Genomic DNA, 17,578 nt, shown 5'->3' with positions numbered 1-17,578 from the left:
GGTTAATACCGCAGCCGGAAGTATTACAGTAGGTACGTCTACTGTAGTTTAAACAACGCCGAGTAGTCCGCATTGCAAATACGCTGCACCGCCGGATGCTGGATCATTCTCTCGGCAAAAATCGCATGATATTCTTCCATGACATTCTCCACGCGCCCAATCTCTATTACCGACTCATCGGCATAAAAATCCAGCGAATAAAGGCTCGGCGCCACAAAAATCGCATCGTGCGTCGCGCCAAACGCCTTCATTAAGGCCGCGTCATCAAATTCACCGAGGATCTCAACCTGCAACCCCTGCGAATTAAACCAGTTCAACAACTTACGCCCCAGCATCGAGCGCCGTCCCGGCACCAGCAAACGTCGCTCTTCCAGGCAGGCAGGGAACGCTTTTTCAGGAAGCGGATTCGTACACCAGAAACTGACGCTGCATTCGCCGATTTTGACTGAGAATAGCCCCTCCTGCTGCGTGGAATCTATCGGGCAGTCGGAGATAATCATATCCAGCTTGTGCTGGCTGAGCTGTTCGAGCAACATTTCGTGCGTGGACTCGAAGCAACGCAGATGTATGGGTTCGTCCACCACCACCGCCGCATCCAGAACGCTGCTGACCAGACGCTTGGATAAAGCATCGGCGACGCCGACATCAAACAACAGGTTTGATTCTTTGCGGTAATTGACGATATCCAGCATCTCCTGGCTTAGCGTAAACATTTTGTCCGCATAGCGAAAAACCAGCTCGCCCAGTTCGCTGGGTTCAAGACCGCGTCCCTTACGTTTAAATAGCTTCCCCTGTAAACGCTCTTCCAGAGCTTTAATTTGACCAGTAATGGTTTGCGGCGTCAGAAAAAGCGCCTCTGCGGCACCCACGACAGAACCTTCTTTATAGACATGCCAGAAGTAATAAAGATGGTTGTAGTTAATATGAGACATGCTCATTCCTCTCCCTGTTCAATGTCGCAAGGGAGCGATACATCGCTCCCCCTTTCCTTCGTACTGGTTATGCCGGCGCGTTCAAACGCGCGCGCAACCAGCTATACCCCACCACTGCGGAGAGCAATGAACCAATCAAAATGCCCAATTTCGCCCAGTTAATAAGTTCCGGATCGACATTGCCAAATGCCAGGCTGGCGATAAAGATGGACATCGTAAAGCCAATGCCACACAAAATGCCGACCGCCATGATTTGCTGATAAGTGGTCCCCTGCGGCAGATGCGCCAGCTTGAAACGCAGCGCCAGCCAGCAAAACAGGCTAATCCCCAGCGGCTTACCAATCAGCAGACCGGCAATAATTCCCAACGGCAGCATGGAGGTCAGACCGTCAATCGTGACGCCCTGAAGAGAAACGCCGGCATTCGCAAAAGCGAAGAGCGGCAGGATCAGGTACGCGACCCACGGGTGCAGAACATGCTCCAGACGCTTGGCCGGCGAGCGACCGTGTTTTTCTTTCAGCGGAATAAAGAAACCGACAATGACGCCTGCCAGCGTCGCGTGAACGCCGGACTTCAGTACCGCCGTCCACAGCACTGCCCCGACCAGAATATATACCCCTGTCCGTCTGACGCCGCACAGGTTCAGCAGCGCCAGCACGGCAATCGCGAACGCCGCCACGCCCAGCGAGACGATAGAAAGATCGCTGGTATAAAACAGTGCGATAATAACGATGGCGCCGAGATCATCGATGATCGCCAGCGCCATCAGGAATATTTTCAGCGCCAGCGGAACCCGGCTGCCCAACAGCGCCAACACGCCCAGCGCAAAGGCGATATCCGTCGCGGCAGGAATAGCCCAGCCCTCGCGAGTGACCGGATCGGAGTAGTTAAAGGCCAGATAGAGCAATGCCGGTACAATCATCCCGCCGATGGCGGCAATCACCGGAAAAGCAGCCTGGCGTAGACTGGCTAACGAGCCTTGCATCAGTTCGCGCTTAACTTCCAGGCCAATCAACAGGAAAAACACGGCCATCAGCGCATCGTTGATCCACAACAGCATGTTTTTGTTGATTTCAAGCGCCCCAACCCGTAGCTGAACCGGCGTCTCCAGAAAATCATGATACCATCCACTGGTCGCGCCCATATTGGCCATCAGCATAGCCAGCGCAGCGGCGATGATGAGAATGATGCCCCCAGAGGCATCGCTGCTAAAAAATCGGTGCAGATGTTTCACTTTTTATTCTCTCAATCAGGTGAATTCTTCGAATCTACTATCTTACCTCGCCTGACTCATCGTTAAAATTAGATTATATATGATGAATAGCTCGTTTTTTACGAAATGAAGTCCGACTTACGCCGGACCTTTTTAGTGCAGTCAGTCATTGATGATAGACCGCTACGCGTACAGATCCATTTTATACACCCGGAAACTGGTAATATCGTAGCGATAGCCTTCCCCGTTCGTTTCCGCGTTTTTGTAGTAACCTGACGTCATGGTCGCTTCAAAAAGCACGGTTTTCTCCGTAGGCGCAATCTCCTGTAAAATTAGCAGCCCCATCGCCTCGCTGCCCGCCTGCGGATCGATAATATCGCTCTCGCCAGGCTGGCAAGAGATGGCGCGGCCATAAGCGGATTAAGAATAATCAGCGCATTTTGTACTGTATTACTTTCTGTGATCTGGCTGAGGCTGTGCTCATAAATCGCCGTATGGTTGAGCACCATCGCATTTTGCTTATCAAGCCTCTGATTGACGGCAAGACACGGGGCAGGAAGCGTATTCTTTTGATGTTTGAACGGCCCCATGCTCTCTCCAGTATATCGTTGTCGTTCCTTGCTGGAACAACGAAATAGATACGCTGGAGAGGGTTGGGCTGATAATCAAAAGCCATCGACTCAGCTCTATCACACGGCATGCGATGCGTTATCCGACCTTACGGGATTGATTATATTCATACTTCAGATAATCCAGCGTTGCCGTCACATTTGCCGGTGACAGACGATTAAGCTGCGCCAAAAAAGGATGCGCATACAGATAATTAATGAACGCCGTCGCGCCTTGTAACGTAGCATAACGTTGCTGGGTAATTTTTTTATTACCGGTGAGATTACACACCGCCATAGCATAATCGCGGGTAGAAAAAGTACGCCAGACATTGTTACGGATACCGCCGCTTAAAAACAGGCGTGGCGGAATATCTTTTTGCAGCGGCGTCGTACCGCGTTCTTTGACAAATGAAATATGGCAACGGCCCTGATGGACATGCGGCATATTCGCCATCATGCATCCCCCCAGAATAAAGCATTCATGATCGAGGTAATGCTGAACGTTTAAGGAGCGTTCGTCCGTCAGCATCCGCACCAGTTCAAAATGGCGGTAGGCAGGCAACACCGGCTTTACGATCATTCCGGAGTCATTCTTATATAACGAGGCCGGGCCGTAATCGATATCAAATAAAGTTTCGCGGCGCGCTGTAATCGCTTCCTTACGTTGCACCATATGCGCCAGCGTTCCCGGAGGTAGCCGTTCTTCATAATACGACTGATACTGCCAGGCTTTATCCAGCGGCTGTGCTGAATAATTTGACGAAATCGCCACCACCCTTCCGCTTTGTTCTTCTGCCGTCACCAGAACATACAGGCTGCTGTCTCCACCGTTATAGTTCACCCGGAAAGCGCGGGTGCTGAGTGCGATATCGAAGGCCGGAAACTGCTGGCATCGCTCGGCAAGGTTTGCATTACGGGATAGTTTAAACAGCGCCCGGTTAAGGCCTGTGCTGTCTAATTTCAGCTGTGAGCGGATCCCGGCAAGCGACGTCCCTTCCTCAATTAGGGTTGCCAGCTCGTCCTGTCGGCAATCGCTTTTTGCCTTTTCGGGGACGATGAACGTTTTCCGACACTGACTACACGCCATGCGGTGTTCGCCCTGAGTCGAGAAGCCGTATTTCTTTAATGAGGTGCTGCCGCAGGCAGGACACTGTTTGACCAGGCCTTTCCATCCCCGGTTTACCGTGTGGCGAAAAAGATTTAACGCCCCAGCGGAAATAACAGGAAACAGGAAACCACATTCCCGACAAAGAACATCTTTTCCCTGGCGGACATAATCCGGACTGTTCAACACGCCCAGATTTTTACATCCCGGCGTTTTACAGCAGTCCACATTAATATTGGCAAACATGCGTTCCTCCTTGAGCATTACTTAAAAAAAACAGACCGGATCTCCGCCGGTGACAGGTTATTTACGTAAAGGGTTTTCATCGCTTTCATCATCGGCGCGGTATGAGAGAAAAAGCACTGATAGCCGGCACAAAGATAGTTTTGCTTCATCGGTCCGCAAGCCGAAGGCAAAAAGCGGTGTTTAGGGCAACCGCCATAACAGGCGAATTGCCACGGGCAGGTATGGCATTCCTGCGCCATCGTGCGGCTTTTATCGAGACCAAACTGCTGGTTTTTCGCGCTATTATTCATCTGACGCAGCGGCGTGTCGTTAATATTGCCGAGCTTATATTGCGGGTAAACGAAATGATCGCAGTTATACACATCGCCATTCATTTCCATTGCAAAAGCGCTACCGCAAACGGGCGCAAAAACGCAAACCTGAGGGGGGAGTCCACACCATGCCGCCAGCGTTTGTTCAAAGAGTTGAATGCCGATATCACCAATATCTTCGCGGATCCAGATATCAAAAATGGCATTCAGGAACTTTCCAAACTGTAATCCGTCCACTGACCAGGGGGTTACTGCAGTTTGCTCGTCCTGCGGATGCGCCAGCATTCCGTCTTTATTTGCCGCTCTTTCCACTAGCGGAATAAACTGCATATAGCGGCTGCCGATAGATTTCAGATACGCATAAACCCGCTGTGGGTGCAGCATATTGCTCTGACTCACCACCGTGAGAGTATTAAATTCAACGCCATGACTCGCCAGGCATTTTATCGCCTGTTCAACTTTATGATGGGTAGGTTGCCCTGCGCGAGTTACCCGCCATTCGTCGTGCAGCGCCGCATCGCCATCAATCGAAATACCAACCAGAAAGTCATGCGCCCTGAAGAATCTCGCCCATTCATCATCAATCAGAATGCCATTGGTCTGAAAAGTATTAACGATGGCTTTTCCATTAGCATAACGTTGCTGGAGCGCTACCGCCTGGCGGTAAAATGGCAGCCCCATCAGCGTCGGTTCCCCACCCTGCCACGCAAAAATCACTTCATCCACATCCTGCGCCGCAATATGCTGTTGCACAAACAACGCCAGCGTTTCTTCCGTCATCTTGTAATGGTTTTTTCTATCGGGATAGAGCATTTCCTTTTCCAGATAGAAGCAATATTTACAATCAAGATTACACACCGACCCGGTCGGTTTGATCATTACCTGACAGCTTTTCCGTTGCATATTTTCCGTATCCCTAAAATAAAAGAACCTGACTCAGCACGAGGGCGCTGAATCAGGCGGGCAGAGCCCTAAGTGGCATACTTAATTTTTTATAATTATCCTTTTAGCCCCAGGTCACCGGCGTTGGTTTGTCGCCACGGGCTTTCATTAATGAGTCGTTATCGATGTCCTGTTTCATTTTCAGGAACTTGCCATACAGCTGTTTTTCAATTTCAGGCTGTTTGCCAATTTGGTTCAGCGTTTCGAACCGATCTTTTTTCAGGTTATAGAGATATTTAGGTTTATTCTGGCGATCGATGATCATCTTCCAGTCGCCGTCGCGGATCGCCCATTCATCGGTCGGATCATCCTGGAACGGCATATCAATACCGAAGATCAGCGGCTTATTACGTTTTAACGTTTTCTGCTCCAACAGCGGAACCAGCGATTGCCCGTCGTATGTACGATCAGTAGGCAGTTTGAAATCCATCATGTTCGCCAGCGTCGGCATCCAGTCCAGACCATACACCGGCGTATCGGTAACGACGCCCTGTGGAATGTGTTTACCGTATTTGATAATTGCCGGAACGCGAATACCGCCTTCCCACAGGTTATCTTTACGTCCGCGCAGACCGTCAGTCTCGCCTGCGAGGTTCAGCTCGTAGACTTTACGCGCTTCACGCGTCACTGGGCCGTTATCACTGGTGAAGATGACAATGGTATTATCTTCTTCCCCCATCGCTTTAATTTTATCCAGTACTTTACCGACTTGCGCATCCATATAGCTGATATTGGCGTAATATTCACCGGTACCGCGCCACGGTTTATCCGCCCAGTCGCCGTAGAACAGATCGGGATGCTGCTTCTGGTATTCGCTCATGTATTGTGAATACATATCGAGGTATTTTTTCGGCGAGGCCAGCGGGCTGTGAACTTCCGTAAAGGCAACGTATAAGAAGAACGGTTTGTCGTCTTTCTTGTTATCTAGCCAGTTCACCACTTCAGAACTGACAAATTCGCCGCTGATGCTATCGGCACGATCAATATGTTTGCCGTTACGCATCCAGCCGGTTGGGTGGACGACGCCGTAACGCGGGCGCTCTTTGGCATTATCCAGCGTAGCATCGGTCACAAAGCCAGCCGGGTTCACCAGAGAGTAATCAAAACCTAACTCTTTCGGCTGCGGCTGATCGGTACGATCGCCCCCGGCGTTGAGATGCAGTTTACCCATCATCGCGGTATCGTAACCCTGCTGTTTCAGCAGATTGGCTATGGTCAATTCGTTACGTCCAATAGAAACATTAGTACCTTCAGGGATCCAGGAGCGTACACCGGTGCGGAAGGGCATACGGCCTGTTAACATCCCGGCGCGGGAAGGAGAACACAAAGGAGCCGGCGCATAGTATTCAGTGAATTTGACCCCTTCTTTCGCCAGGCGGTCAATATTCGGGGTTTTTACTATCTGGTGACCGTAAGTCGCCAAATCACCATAGCCAAGATCATCTGCCACAATAAAAACTAAGTTCGGGCGTTTTTCGGCAGCCGCGTGCACGACAGATAACGTACTTGTCGCACAAAGCGCCAGTCCAATCATGCTGGCAATGACTGTTTTTTTCATTTCAACTCCTTTGATTTTATTTAAAATGAATATCCGACCATATAAATCATCTGGTCTCCATATCCGTCATAACCTAGTTTGTTCGCGAAATAACGATATGTCACAGTAGCTTTCCAGCGGGGATAAAATTTCCATGCCAGTGTTAATCCACCATTTAATCCATTTCGACCGAATTGCCGCTCCGTATAAGCGTCATTTCTATCTAGTTCGATTTCATTCCAGTCAGATAAAACAAAATCTTCACCAAATAAATTAAAATTATAGGCTGCAGTCCAGCCAATAACATAGCCATTCCAGCCGCTTGTCTGCCCATATTTCTGCGAGACATAATCACCAGATTGATTATGCAGACCAATATAGGGTTTGAAGAACCCCCAACTCCCGCTCCAACCTAAATACCCCGCTCCATAAAACATATCGAGGTCATCGCCCCATGAGTTATCCCATTGACCATATATCTTACCGAAGAAAGTATAATCTGAATCAAAGAGTCGTACATGAGTCATGGCAGAAACAGTATGATTTCTTCCAGCAACAGCGTGATTTAACACGTTGCTTTCAATAAATGAATAGAATTCTGCCTCTTTGAAATTGACACCAAAGTCAGCAGTTACTTTCCACACCTCCCCACGATGTACATTGACGAATCCACTATTCCAGTCAGCATAACCGGCATTAATTGATCCAAATGAATTCTTATATTCCAGTGCATGTACAGAATGGCTAAAAACAGTAGATATTGTAAGTAAGAGACTAAATAATACTGTTCGCTTTATCAGAGACATTGAATATATTTCCCATAGTTATATTTTATTCATCAATGAATATGTTTTACTCCGGTGTCGAAGTTTAACCAAATCTAGTTATAGAATAGTGATATAAATCTCACATCACGCAGGATAAAAGTATTTAAAAATAATGTGTCGAGAAATGTTTTTTTATAAAAAATAACTCAATGTTTATTATTAAATCAACACTTCATCTTTTTAGGTCATACCGCAGATTTAGTGTTGTACTAAGCTTTACCTTTTGGATAACTGATAGCAAAGATTGATGTGATTTGCCCCGCTGTTCCGTAACTCAGGGGGTGATCCGAAACGGTCATTTCCCCCTCAGGAGTGCAACTCTATCGCTGTAAGCAATACCTGAAAACCTGCCAGCACAGCCATCACAACAACGGAGCCCTCCATCACACCATTATTGATATGACGATGATTACCTGCTCGGCGATGTTCTGAGTATGTATCCTTTTACTAACGACGTAATGAACGTGGAAATTAGCGGTAACGATCTGAAGGCGATGATGTCTCATGCAGCCGATCCGAAGAACGGCATGCTGCATGTGTCGAAAACGGCCAAATTCAAACACTACAACACAAAACCGCTGGGACAGCGTATTGTCGAATTTGATATCAAAGGTAAACAGGTCGCAGACAAGACATTCAGTACCGTCGCGCTGACTCCTTTATCGGTAAAGGCCGTGGCGGATTTGACTTCACGAAAGGTAAAAATGTCAAAGACATTAAAGGGCTGTAAACCTCGCAGGCAATTGCTGATTATATGGAACATATCAATAACATCGTTCCGGATCACACCATGCGTGTTGACGACATCAGTAAATAAAACAACTCTCATGCGGTCGTTACCCGGTGGCGGCAGATTGATATTATCTTCGCGGAAACGATAATTACCGTTGTCAAAAACCAGAAACTCCACGATACCCAGTTCGCTGCTTTCAACTCAGACACCAGGATAAAGGCTTAACGGCGCGGTGCCATAAGGATTAAGGGTAATAACGGCATGTGTATATGTATTGTCCTCACGAATTTGGTCGAGGAGCTGTTGGTATATGGCGTTATGGTTTTGCACCATCGCGTTATCGGTATCAATTTTCTGATTCATCGGCGCTCTTGGTGCAGGCATGGCGAGTGAGGACTGTTGGTTTACATACATAATGCTCTCCAGACTATACGTTATGAGACTTCTGCAATGCAGAGGCAATTTCTCTGCCCGTCCAACGTAATATTCCGAAGATGTTCAGCATAGTTATCATGTATAACGCAATAACAAAAAAAAATCATAAAAATATTTTATATCGCCATCTACTCATAAAATTTCATTCTGAGAAAGCAAGCCATCATCGAATATTTATTTAGTTCTTTTTACCTATATCCTATAGCATCCATAAGACCGACCAATAGGCCGAAATAAACGTTATACCAGGTAACATAAATTATCATTCAAGCACATAAAAAATGCTTAACCTAAAATCATAGCACCACTTAATAAAATTAAGCATAAACGGTGGCAAAATATTATTTTCATGTCCTTTTTTGTAACTAACCGCATTTTCAAATTAATGAATCACAACAGACAATTCTCATCAGCTGAATAAAAAATAATGATATACATATTATTTACCGCTCAAAAACATGGTTTGAGAATCCTTAAACGACACGTTATATGCATACCTCATTAAATATTGATAAAACAGAATCAACATGCTTATAGAAAGAATACAAAAACAATAACATTTATTTCACTTAAACAATTTAGCCAATTTAATGACAGTTGATTTTTCAGGCCTGTCGCCCCAACCTATCCTTGCTCATAGCATAGCGGACACGTTGCAACGATGCTGACTATACGGAACAAGTGGGATGTCATGGCCTGAAAGCACAAATGGAGTAATCATGAGACAGCATAAAATAAATAATGAGTTTATTTACAATGAATCATTAAGGGAAATCACGTCCTTGCGCAGCAATGCAGCGTTCAAAATGACATTTATGCGGGCCTGGTGCCTGAGCTATTTAATAGAAAACGCACATCAGGAATTGATTATCCGTGAAGGTGTCGCGTACGCAGTTTGGGGAGAGCGAAGTCAATTTGTTAGCGATGCTAATTTGACGCAACTTCTTTATCTGCTGCGACGAGATTTACAACAAATCGGGCTTTTCGAACTGTTCGTTACGCTCCCCAGGCAGGGGATAAAAATCGATGAAAGATTTATCATTGACGCTGCTGACATACCGCCACAAGCTATTCAACATCATACTCACCGATGTAATAAAATTATATCTATTGGTATTCCCACTCTTTTTTATTGATCGTACTTTTCTTTTTAGCGCCATTTATCTGAAGATAAAGTCTATAGACCGTGTCCCGGGAAGGTGAGAACATTTTTCATAATATCCTCACACGACACTGACGGGACACTATCTGCGGTCTGCTACGCGGTTCAGTCATAGACAATGCGTAGCACTGTTAATTGCTTATCTTCATCCAAATAATCTCGTTTTACCGTTGCATGAGGAGACGATATCGGCGTGATAATATTCTCGACAATAATATAACGTTCAACTCCCTCTTTATTATGGCATTGAATTTCTAAGGTTCCCACGTCATTCCAGCAGCCTGCCTCAACAACCGATCCCATAAAATGAATCTGAGCGGTCGGTTTCGCTGTCCCTTCATGAACGATAAAGGAAAGTAAAATCACCGGTATGACGCAACGCATAGACTTCATTTTACTTTCACTCCTGTGCGTTCTCCTCTGAGCGAATATCACCCCTTCGCTTTCTGAATCGCCATTTGCAACATATCCTGAGTCGTGCTTCCCGGGATCACGGTCACCCGTTTTACATCACCGTTTTGCGTCTGAGGCATGACGACAAAAGCAGGCGTGCCGCTAAAATCCATATGCTGCGCCAGTGCCTGGTTAGTGAGGAGCGCATCATGTACTGCACCGCTGCTTTGCGCTTCTTTTACGGCGGCCAGCTGCGTCGGCGTTAGATAATGTTGCGCCAGGGTGTAGACATCGTGTTCCGTTAACGCGCCTTCCACCTTCCCTGTGGCATAAAGCGCATTATGCCAGTCGAGATATTTTGCCCCGCCCTGGGTGAGCCATACCTGTTCGCCGACTCTTGCCGCCAGTCCGGATACCGGCCAGCGGGAGGAAAAAATAGGAAACTCTTTGAAAATAAACCGGGTATCCGGGTTCGCCTTAATCAGGTTTTCGACCACAGGCGCCATTTTGCTGCACCACGAGCACTGGTAATCAAAGAACATCACCACCGCCGCTTTTGCCTCGTTGGGCCCAACGGAAGGACTGCTGCTACTGAGCAACTCAGCACGATACTGTAATGCCAGTTGAACATACGCCTGTTGTTGCGCAATCTGCTGACGCTGATGCAACGTCTCACTGGCGGCGACCAAAAATTCCGGATGTTCGGCCAAGTACGTTGCCACCACCTCTCCCACTTTATCCGGATGACTGACGATGTAGGCTTCCGCCGTCGGGCCAATTTGCGACGTCGGGGCAGAATCGGCGGCGATTGCCGAGGCGGATACGGCAACGCCTGCCAACGTCAACATCGCCAGTCGGGAAAGTTTTAACGCGTGATAATACATAATAAAAGTCTCGTTCGATAAGATCGGAAAGCCTCCCGCTATCGGGAGACGCCTGAAAAATAGGTTAATGAATACGCGTCAGATCCACGGTTTGCGCTGGCATTACCCGCCCATAGTCATTAATACTTTGCCAGCGCACAGTGCAGCGAACCGCGTGCCGGCACCAGTCCGTTCGACGCGTTGCAAAGGGAGCCACGACCCCGGCGTTGTCCTGGGCGAGCTCGTTAGCGCGTAATAAAAAGAGCGTAACGTAATAGGGTGTCGGATTGCGTACCGTCGCGCCATCGGGGGTAAGCGACCAGATCAGATGCCGGTAGGCCTGCTGCGGATTGCCGGCGAGTCCCTCAGGGCGATAGAGCAATTTTAAAGCCGAACGAAACGCCATTTGTACACGGTTCGCTTCCGGTTTACCGGAGGGAATGGCGGCGATACTCAAGGTAAACAGACTTTCCCTGTCGGCGGGTAGCGGTCCGCCGGTATAAACCACCCGCATTGAGTTTTCCTGGCGCGCTGAAAGCATAAATAATGGCGGCGTGACCACGAAGGGCGTGATATTCCCTTCGTTTTTGGTTCCAGGCCAGCGGCCACCAGGTAAAATATGCGTATCAATTAACCAGGACGCTTCTGAATGGTTACTTACCGGTACGCTTAATGCCGGGGCGCCCGCATGATAGATAAAGCGAGTACCGCCAATTACCACGCCAGCCTGCGCCCATGATATGGGAAGCAAGCACCAATATATCGCGCAGCGTAAAAAGAGCTTATTCATAGGCAAGAATGAAGGTTGCGGAGGCATTGGCGTCCCCGGGCGTTACCGTGCCGCCATCGGCAAGATAACGCGCATAAAATTGCAGATGCGCCGACGCCTGACCCGGACTGAGCGTCACCACATCACTCTCCTGCCCCAGTGGGATTAAGGTTTTATTTTGATCATAAAGCGCAATCCCAATGCCTGAAGCGTCGCTTTCCCCTGCGGTAAGCGCCAATAAATCCGTATTAAGACTGTCCGCCGCACCGCTAAAACTGACCGTTACGCCGCTGGCAGTGCTGCCGCAGTTCTGTAAATCGATAGCAAAAGGTTGCCATGCGGAACCGTCGCCTGCGCGATAAAACTGCCGTTGAGAAACCGCGCCCATCGCCACGTTAATATTTTCCGAGCCAGGAGAGAGCGAACACGTATTGTCCGTGATGGTTCCGGAAACATAGACCCGGCCATCGTGCGCCTGGACGCCGGATGCCGCCAGCAGCATCCCGATGCCGTACAGGATATCGTTACGCATAATTACGATGGCTCCTCATTCATACTGCATATCGAAATACATGACCGCCGTCGCGTTCCCGGACGTGACCGTCGGCCGGGTCGATTTATAGCGAATATAAAAAGACAGCGTGTTGCGTCCGGCTTTCAACGGATAGACCACCGAGTCGGCATTATTGATACTGATGGTATCCTGATCATCATTCAGAATTTCCACCCCAACCCCGCTTGCTAACATGTTTCCGCTTCCCATTCCGGTATCGGTTATCGCCAGTAGCGCGGGATTGTCCGGATCGGGTTCGCCGGTAAACCAGATCTTCGCCCCGGCAATTCCTCGGGAACAATTTTTGAGGTTGATATTAAAGGGCTTAAATTTTGTCGTTGTTCCTGTCGAAGGAAAGTCGCCAACCGCAAACTGTCCTAAATCAATACTTTGACTGAGACTGGAAATATCTATGTCGCAGGTTTGCGCCACAATAGTGCCGGTAAATTCGAGGTTATAAGCGAGGTCGTCAGCGCTGGCATTGATTTGTGGACACAGCATTAGTCCCATGGCAAAAAGAGCGCAGTGTGATCTGTTCATTTAGTCAAAGTCCACTCGCAGGCTGGCCAGTGCGGTAAACGCCCCTTCCGCTGGCGTTTCGCCTGTTGTACTTACCGGGTAGGCTTGCAATGTGATGTTAGCGCGTCCGGCGCTATCGGTGATAAAAGGCGCGACGCTCTGTGCATCATTGGGGATAAGCGCGTTTCCTTCATCGGTTTCGACCACTACGCCGACATCCGCATTATCCGAAGCGATAGCCTGGGGAACGTGGCTATCCGGCGTAGCGATAAGACGCATCGTTAAATTGACCTGCGAATCCAGACCGCTGCACTTTACCGGTACGCTGAATTTTTTCGCTCGTACCCCCTCCGGCTTTTGGCCTGCATGGTTGAAATTGCCGCTGTATAATGCGCCGAAATTCACCAGAATCGTTTGTCCGGCGTTGATTTCGCAGCTTTGCGGTACGGTCACCGTTCCACTATAAAGAATGCTATATACGACATCTGTCAGCGGATCGCCTGCGGCGGTCATGACATAAACATTGAACATAGTCTTAGGACTAATATTCACCGTGCCGACGAACGGTTTAACAATTTTGAGCTGAAACTCCAGATTTGAGTCACGAACGTAAAACGGTTGACCCGCTTTCACATTTTCATCATATCCCATCAGGACATTGTTCATTGGCGGATAGATATCGCCCGCCGAAGAATCCTCAATTCGCATTCCGCCTTCAAGGTAGTCCGGGTCCAGCTTTAAATATTTCCAGTTACCGCTCGTTTCTACGACCGGATATGGCGACACATAGGAGCGATAAGTCTGGCTATAGGTCGCCGCGCCGGCGGGACACACCGCCTGTACATTAACTTCCTGGCTTTTTTCCAGTTGAACCGTCTTTCCCACCTGGTTTTGTTCTGCCGTCAGAGTGGTCGTTAAATCGTAATTAATACTGGAAGGCACGCCGTTAACGTTTTTACACACGTCTGCGAATGCGTACTGCGATACGACACTTCCCGCCAGCAGAGCAAATAAAAGAGGTATTTTCATTTAATGACACTCCGCATGTTGTCGACTCAGAATCTGACGGGAGGAAGAGAGATGATAGGACGCGACACACTGTTGATTCGGCAGGTTCCCCCAGCGAACGTGCAGAACGCCTTGCGCTGACAACCCGGAAAGATAGACTTCCCCGGCCTCGCCAACAATCGCCTCCGCATGGCGATCATTCACCGTCACCGTTGCGCCAAAGGGTACAGGCTTACCGTTATGATTCAGCGTTACCAGGGCACGCGCGCCGACCCGCGCTTTAAAGCGGGCCAGAACCAGCGCGCCTTCGGTCGGCACAACGCGAGTCACCGCGTCATCAATATCGACATCATCAGCCATGGCGTTAACGTCCAGCGCCATACGGTTTTGGCGATATGTCGTCGCATACGGCACCACCGCATAGCCACGCGCGTCCGTATGAATACCCGGCTGGTCGACAACGCCGACATTGGCTGCGCCCGGCGCGGCAATCAAAATATTGGTATTGCCTAACGGCTGGCTTAGCGTCACTCCATGCGCGTGAGCCACCAGGCCGCCGCTCAGGCCATAATTCACCTGCTGGTAATCGCCGTTATCGCTAACGTTATAGCCAATATTGGCGTTGCCTTTCGCCCCATCGTATTCCAGGCTGGCGGCGCCGCTTTCGCCAATACCGTGATTCTGATAGCCTTGCTGTATGTTGTAACTAAGATTGTTTTCGTCCAACAGTGTGCCGCTAAGGCCCGCATTCTGCGTAACGTTATGCTGTTTGTCCGTACTGGTGCTAAAGGTAGCGTAAACATTGTGATGGCGCGTGACCTCATCATCGTGTTGCAGCCATTGACTTAGCGGCACCGAGATATTCAGCGCGAAAATTTGATCGCGCTCCGCATCGCCTGCGGATTTGTTATTGTTGTAAGAAACGCTCCATGCAATACCCGCCAGCGTATCGCTGTATCCCACCTGCAACAAAGAATCCTTTTCATCAGTGTGCCAGTAACTTTGCTGACTGCCGGTAATAAAAAGCGATCCCAACCCGCCTAGCTGTTGATTGATATCGAGTTGTACTTTCCCCCTCCTGGTATAATAAAGATTGTAATAATCCGCCCATTCCGGCCTGCTTTTATCGCTGTCAGTCCGACTGTCATCGTCATAGCCGCTCATCCGTTTCCACGTGGTATCATCCAGCGTGTAAAAGCCCGAGGTTGAATAGCGATAACCCATAAGCTGTAAATTGGTTCCTGACTGTGCAAGCGATTTGGCATACAGGAAACGCAGCGATTGCCCCTGGTAGGTGTTATTATCCGCCAGCGTACTGGTAGCCTGGGTGACATCCAGCGACACCGCGCCCCAGTCGCCCAGATTTGCGCCGCTGCCGATCGCCAGCGCGTGATAATGACTGGAAAGTTGTGTTCCGCCATACAGCGTAAAACCATGCGGCAACCCCCATATCAAGGTCGCCTGACTGAATTTCACCTTCTCTTTTTGACTACTATCGCTACGATACTCCGCCACCGTCGCCGCATACTTCAGCCGCCCTTCTCGTTGTAGAATCGGCACGGCGGAATAGGGCACGTTATAGCGATTAATAGAACCGTCGGATTCTTTGACTTCCACAGTCAAATCGCCGCTGGCGGCGGTAGGATAGAGATCATTAATAGTAAATGCCCCGGGCGGCACATAGCGCTGATTGATGATGTAGCCGTTTTGCCGAATGGTCACTTGCGCGTTGCTTCTGGCAATGCCGTGAATGGTCGGCGCGAAGCCCTTCATGCTGTCTGGCAACATATTGTCGTCAGACGCCAGTTGTAGCCCGCGAAAAGGAAGGCTGTCGAATAATGCGGAGGGGGTATAACTATCGCCTGCCGTCAATTCTCCCTGCAAAAAGACCACATCACGTTCCAGATAAGTACTGATGTGCTGCCAGTCGCTGTCGCTATTCTGATCGCCGCTATTCGCGTTCCATGTGGAGTAGTCGCGTAACCGCCAGGCCCCCAGATTAAGGCCGCTATTCAATCCAAGAAAATAGCTGTTCTCCGCACTGCCGCCTGGGCTCCGATCCTGACTATTCGCGCCGGTAAAGGTGTAATTCAATAGCAACGCGTTAATACCTTCATCCCAGTATTGCGGTGGGATATAGCCTCTGGCGCTGGCAACCATCGCCGCCTGCGGGATGCTAATGTCGAGACGTTGCTGCGCAAAATCAAAGCGGGTCCGGGCGGCCGGTATCGCACTGGCGAGATCCGGGCAACTTCCCGCCGCCGCCTTCGCCAACAGTGGAAACGCCCCGGTGTTTACTCCCATATTTTTAAGCATTTCAGGCGTCAGGCAGGCGCGTAATCCGCTGTCATCGGTGGGCGCGCTTTTTCCCGTCGTTTTCACCGCCTGGAAGGCAATGTCTCTGGTCGCGAGAAACGTATTGTTCAGGTAAACGTCAACGCGATACATCCCCGCCGCCTGGGCATTACGGGAAAAGGTCGATAAGTCGGCCACCGCAGACGGGTCGTCAGACAGAAACGCCGGGTTGAAATAGTTTTCCGCCCACCCCGGCGCAGGCGCCAGTGCGATAGCCAACGCCAGCGGGGTTAATACGGGTTTAGCTACGCTGGAGTAATATCGCGTCATGAAAAGCTGATTACGCATAACATCATGAAGCTGGACAAACGCGTGCTGGCGTCGTTGCGCCAAAATCGTTTACCGTGCGCAAAGATACCTGGCCGGGCGTCGCCGGGAGAGTGATCGCGCCTTTCGGCGGTACCATAGTATTCGGCAGTTTTTTCCCCGCGCTGTACAGTTCAACCATCGAAACGTAGTACGGCGAAGGGTTAGTAATCGTTAGCTGGCCGCGCTCGTTACGGCAGCGAAGCGTCGACGGGGCATGAGCTGGCGCCTCCGCCAGATTTTTCGGGCGAATAAATAGCTTAATCACGCTTTGCGTCGCAATTTGCAGGGAGTTGCCGGTCAATTTATTTTTATCGACAGAGGGTATCGCTTTACTGTTTAAATAAAATACGCTTTCGCGATCGGTCGGTAATGACGGCCCGACATACATAATACGTAATATATTTTCTTTTTTAGGCTGGATCACAAAGAGAGGCGGCGTAATGATAAAATCCGTCGAGCGTGAACCATCGGCATTGGCGACCCATGACTGAATTAAAAAAACATTGCTGGCAGAAGAATTAATAATCGGCAAGGAGGTTTGCTTACTTCCCTGCGGATAAATCACCCTGGTCGCGCCCAGCGCAATGCCTCCCGCCTGCGCGGCAAACGACAGGCCGGCCGCCGACAGCAGTAGCAATAATCGAAGGAAAATCGGTACGTTTTTTTTCATCTGCGTAATATCCTGATGCCGTCGGTTTGTTACGCGCAGTGACGCGCGTAACGCCCCTTTCTCGCCTCCCAACAGACGAGAAAAA

The 17,578-nt window shown here is 49.4% G+C and carries 16 protein-coding genes and 3 pseudogenes; 2 read left to right on the top strand and 17 right to left on the bottom strand.

Annotation, left to right across the window (positions count from 1 at the left end):
• Positions 1-38: 38 nt before the first annotated feature.
• The 8 genes and pseudogenes from nhaR to NA986_RS19725 form a co-directional block, all read right to left on the bottom strand.
• Positions 39-938 carry a transcriptional activator NhaR gene (gene nhaR, locus NA986_RS19760; protein WP_000062872.1) on the bottom strand — a complete coding sequence of 300 codons (900 nt, stop codon included), beginning with the start codon at positions 936-938 and terminating at the stop codon, positions 39-41.
• A 61-nt stretch (positions 939-999) separates the two neighbouring features.
• Complete coding sequence (nhaA, locus tag NA986_RS19755; RefSeq protein WP_000681340.1) at positions 1,000-2,166, bottom strand: Na+/H+ antiporter NhaA; 1,167 nt, start codon at positions 2,164-2,166, stop codon at positions 1,000-1,002.
• Positions 2,167-2,328: 162 nt separating this feature from the next.
• Positions 2,329-2,556, bottom strand: a pseudogene (locus NA986_RS19750) (aryl-sulfate sulfotransferase); the annotation flags it as partial.
• Positions 2,478-2,735: a hypothetical protein gene (locus tag NA986_RS19745; protein WP_000528983.1), complete on the bottom strand. Its 258-nt coding sequence runs from the start codon at positions 2,733-2,735 to the stop codon at positions 2,478-2,480. The gene NA986_RS19745 and the pseudogene NA986_RS19750, both read right to left, overlap by 79 nt.
• Positions 2,736-2,853: 118 nt before the next feature.
• Complete coding sequence (locus tag NA986_RS19740) at positions 2,854-4,107, bottom strand: IS1/IS1595 family N-terminal zinc-binding domain-containing protein (protein ID WP_000457885.1); 1,254 nt, start codon at positions 4,105-4,107, stop codon at positions 2,854-2,856.
• A gap of 17 nt (positions 4,108-4,124) precedes the next feature.
• Positions 4,125-5,321: an anaerobic sulfatase maturase gene (locus tag NA986_RS19735; protein ID WP_001519625.1), complete on the bottom strand. Its 1,197-nt coding sequence runs from the start codon at positions 5,319-5,321 to the stop codon at positions 4,125-4,127.
• Between the two features lie 103 nt (positions 5,322-5,424).
• The gene (locus tag NA986_RS19730) at positions 5,425-6,918 is read right to left on the bottom strand and encodes a sulfatase family protein (RefSeq protein ID WP_000754367.1); all 1,494 of its coding nucleotides are present in this window, start codon (positions 6,916-6,918) and stop codon (positions 5,425-5,427) included.
• Positions 6,919-6,938: 20 nt separating this feature from the next.
• Positions 6,939-7,703 (bottom strand): outer membrane protein OmpK, encoded by a 765-nt coding sequence (locus NA986_RS19725; RefSeq protein WP_198910088.1) that lies wholly within the window; start codon positions 7,701-7,703, stop codon positions 6,939-6,941.
• Between the two features lie 440 nt (positions 7,704-8,143).
• On the opposite strand from NA986_RS19725, the pseudogene NA986_RS19720 reads away from it, so the two are divergent.
• Positions 8,144-8,541, top strand: a pseudogene (locus NA986_RS19720) (5'-nucleotidase C-terminal domain-containing protein); the annotation flags it as partial.
• A gap of 117 nt (positions 8,542-8,658) precedes the next feature.
• Here the strand turns inward: NA986_RS19720 and NA986_RS19715 are convergent.
• A complete protein-coding gene (locus NA986_RS19715; protein ID WP_001658456.1) occupies positions 8,659-8,820 on the bottom strand; it encodes a hypothetical protein in 162 nt (53 codons plus the stop codon).
• Positions 8,821-9,611: 791 nt separating this feature from the next.
• On the opposite strand from NA986_RS19715, the pseudogene NA986_RS19710 reads away from it, so the two are divergent.
• Positions 9,612-10,060 (top strand): annotated as a pseudogene (locus tag NA986_RS19710) (winged helix-turn-helix domain-containing protein).
• A gap of 99 nt (positions 10,061-10,159) precedes the next feature.
• On the opposite strand, the gene NA986_RS19705 reads toward NA986_RS19710, so the two are convergent.
• The 8 genes from NA986_RS19705 to bcfB form a co-directional block, all read right to left on the bottom strand.
• Entirely contained in the window at positions 10,160-10,447 is a 288-nt protein-coding gene (locus tag NA986_RS19705; RefSeq protein WP_000839833.1) for a hypothetical protein, read from the bottom strand.
• Between the two features lie 38 nt (positions 10,448-10,485).
• A complete protein-coding gene (locus tag NA986_RS19700) occupies positions 10,486-11,331 on the bottom strand; it encodes a DsbA family protein (protein ID WP_000291393.1) in 846 nt (281 codons plus the stop codon).
• Between the two features lie 64 nt (positions 11,332-11,395).
• The gene (gene bcfG / locus NA986_RS19695; protein WP_077957206.1) at positions 11,396-12,127 is read right to left on the bottom strand and encodes a fimbrial chaperone BcfG; all 732 of its coding nucleotides are present in this window, start codon (positions 12,125-12,127) and stop codon (positions 11,396-11,398) included.
• A complete protein-coding gene (locus tag NA986_RS19690) occupies positions 12,093-12,611 on the bottom strand; it encodes a fimbrial protein BcfF (protein ID WP_001243231.1) in 519 nt (172 codons plus the stop codon). The genes bcfG and NA986_RS19690 overlap by 35 nt, the downstream gene beginning before the upstream one ends.
• Positions 12,612-12,626: 15 nt before the next feature.
• Positions 12,627-13,172 carry a fimbrial protein BcfE gene (locus NA986_RS19685; RefSeq protein ID WP_001082038.1) on the bottom strand — a complete coding sequence of 182 codons (546 nt, stop codon included), beginning with the start codon at positions 13,170-13,172 and terminating at the stop codon, positions 12,627-12,629.
• Positions 13,173-14,180, bottom strand: a complete 1,008-nt coding sequence (locus NA986_RS19680) for a fimbrial protein BcfD (protein WP_000701238.1) — start codon at positions 14,178-14,180, stop codon at positions 13,173-13,175.
• Positions 14,181-16,802 (bottom strand): fimbrial usher BcfC, encoded by a 2,622-nt coding sequence (gene bcfC, locus NA986_RS19675; RefSeq protein WP_023216934.1) that lies wholly within the window; start codon positions 16,800-16,802, stop codon positions 14,181-14,183.
• Between the two features lie 4 nt (positions 16,803-16,806).
• Positions 16,807-17,493 (bottom strand): fimbrial biogenesis chaperone BcfB, encoded by a 687-nt coding sequence (bcfB, locus tag NA986_RS19670; protein ID WP_000742551.1) that lies wholly within the window; start codon positions 17,491-17,493, stop codon positions 16,807-16,809.
• Positions 17,494-17,578 lie beyond the last annotated feature (85 nt).

The sequence above is a fragment of the Salmonella sp. NW177 genome, assembly GCF_051811585.1.
Taxonomy (GTDB): domain Bacteria; phylum Pseudomonadota; class Gammaproteobacteria; order Enterobacterales; family Enterobacteriaceae; genus Salmonella; species Salmonella enterica.
Note: the sequence above shows the minus strand (reverse complement) of the source record. Positions and strands in the feature narration are given on the sequence as shown.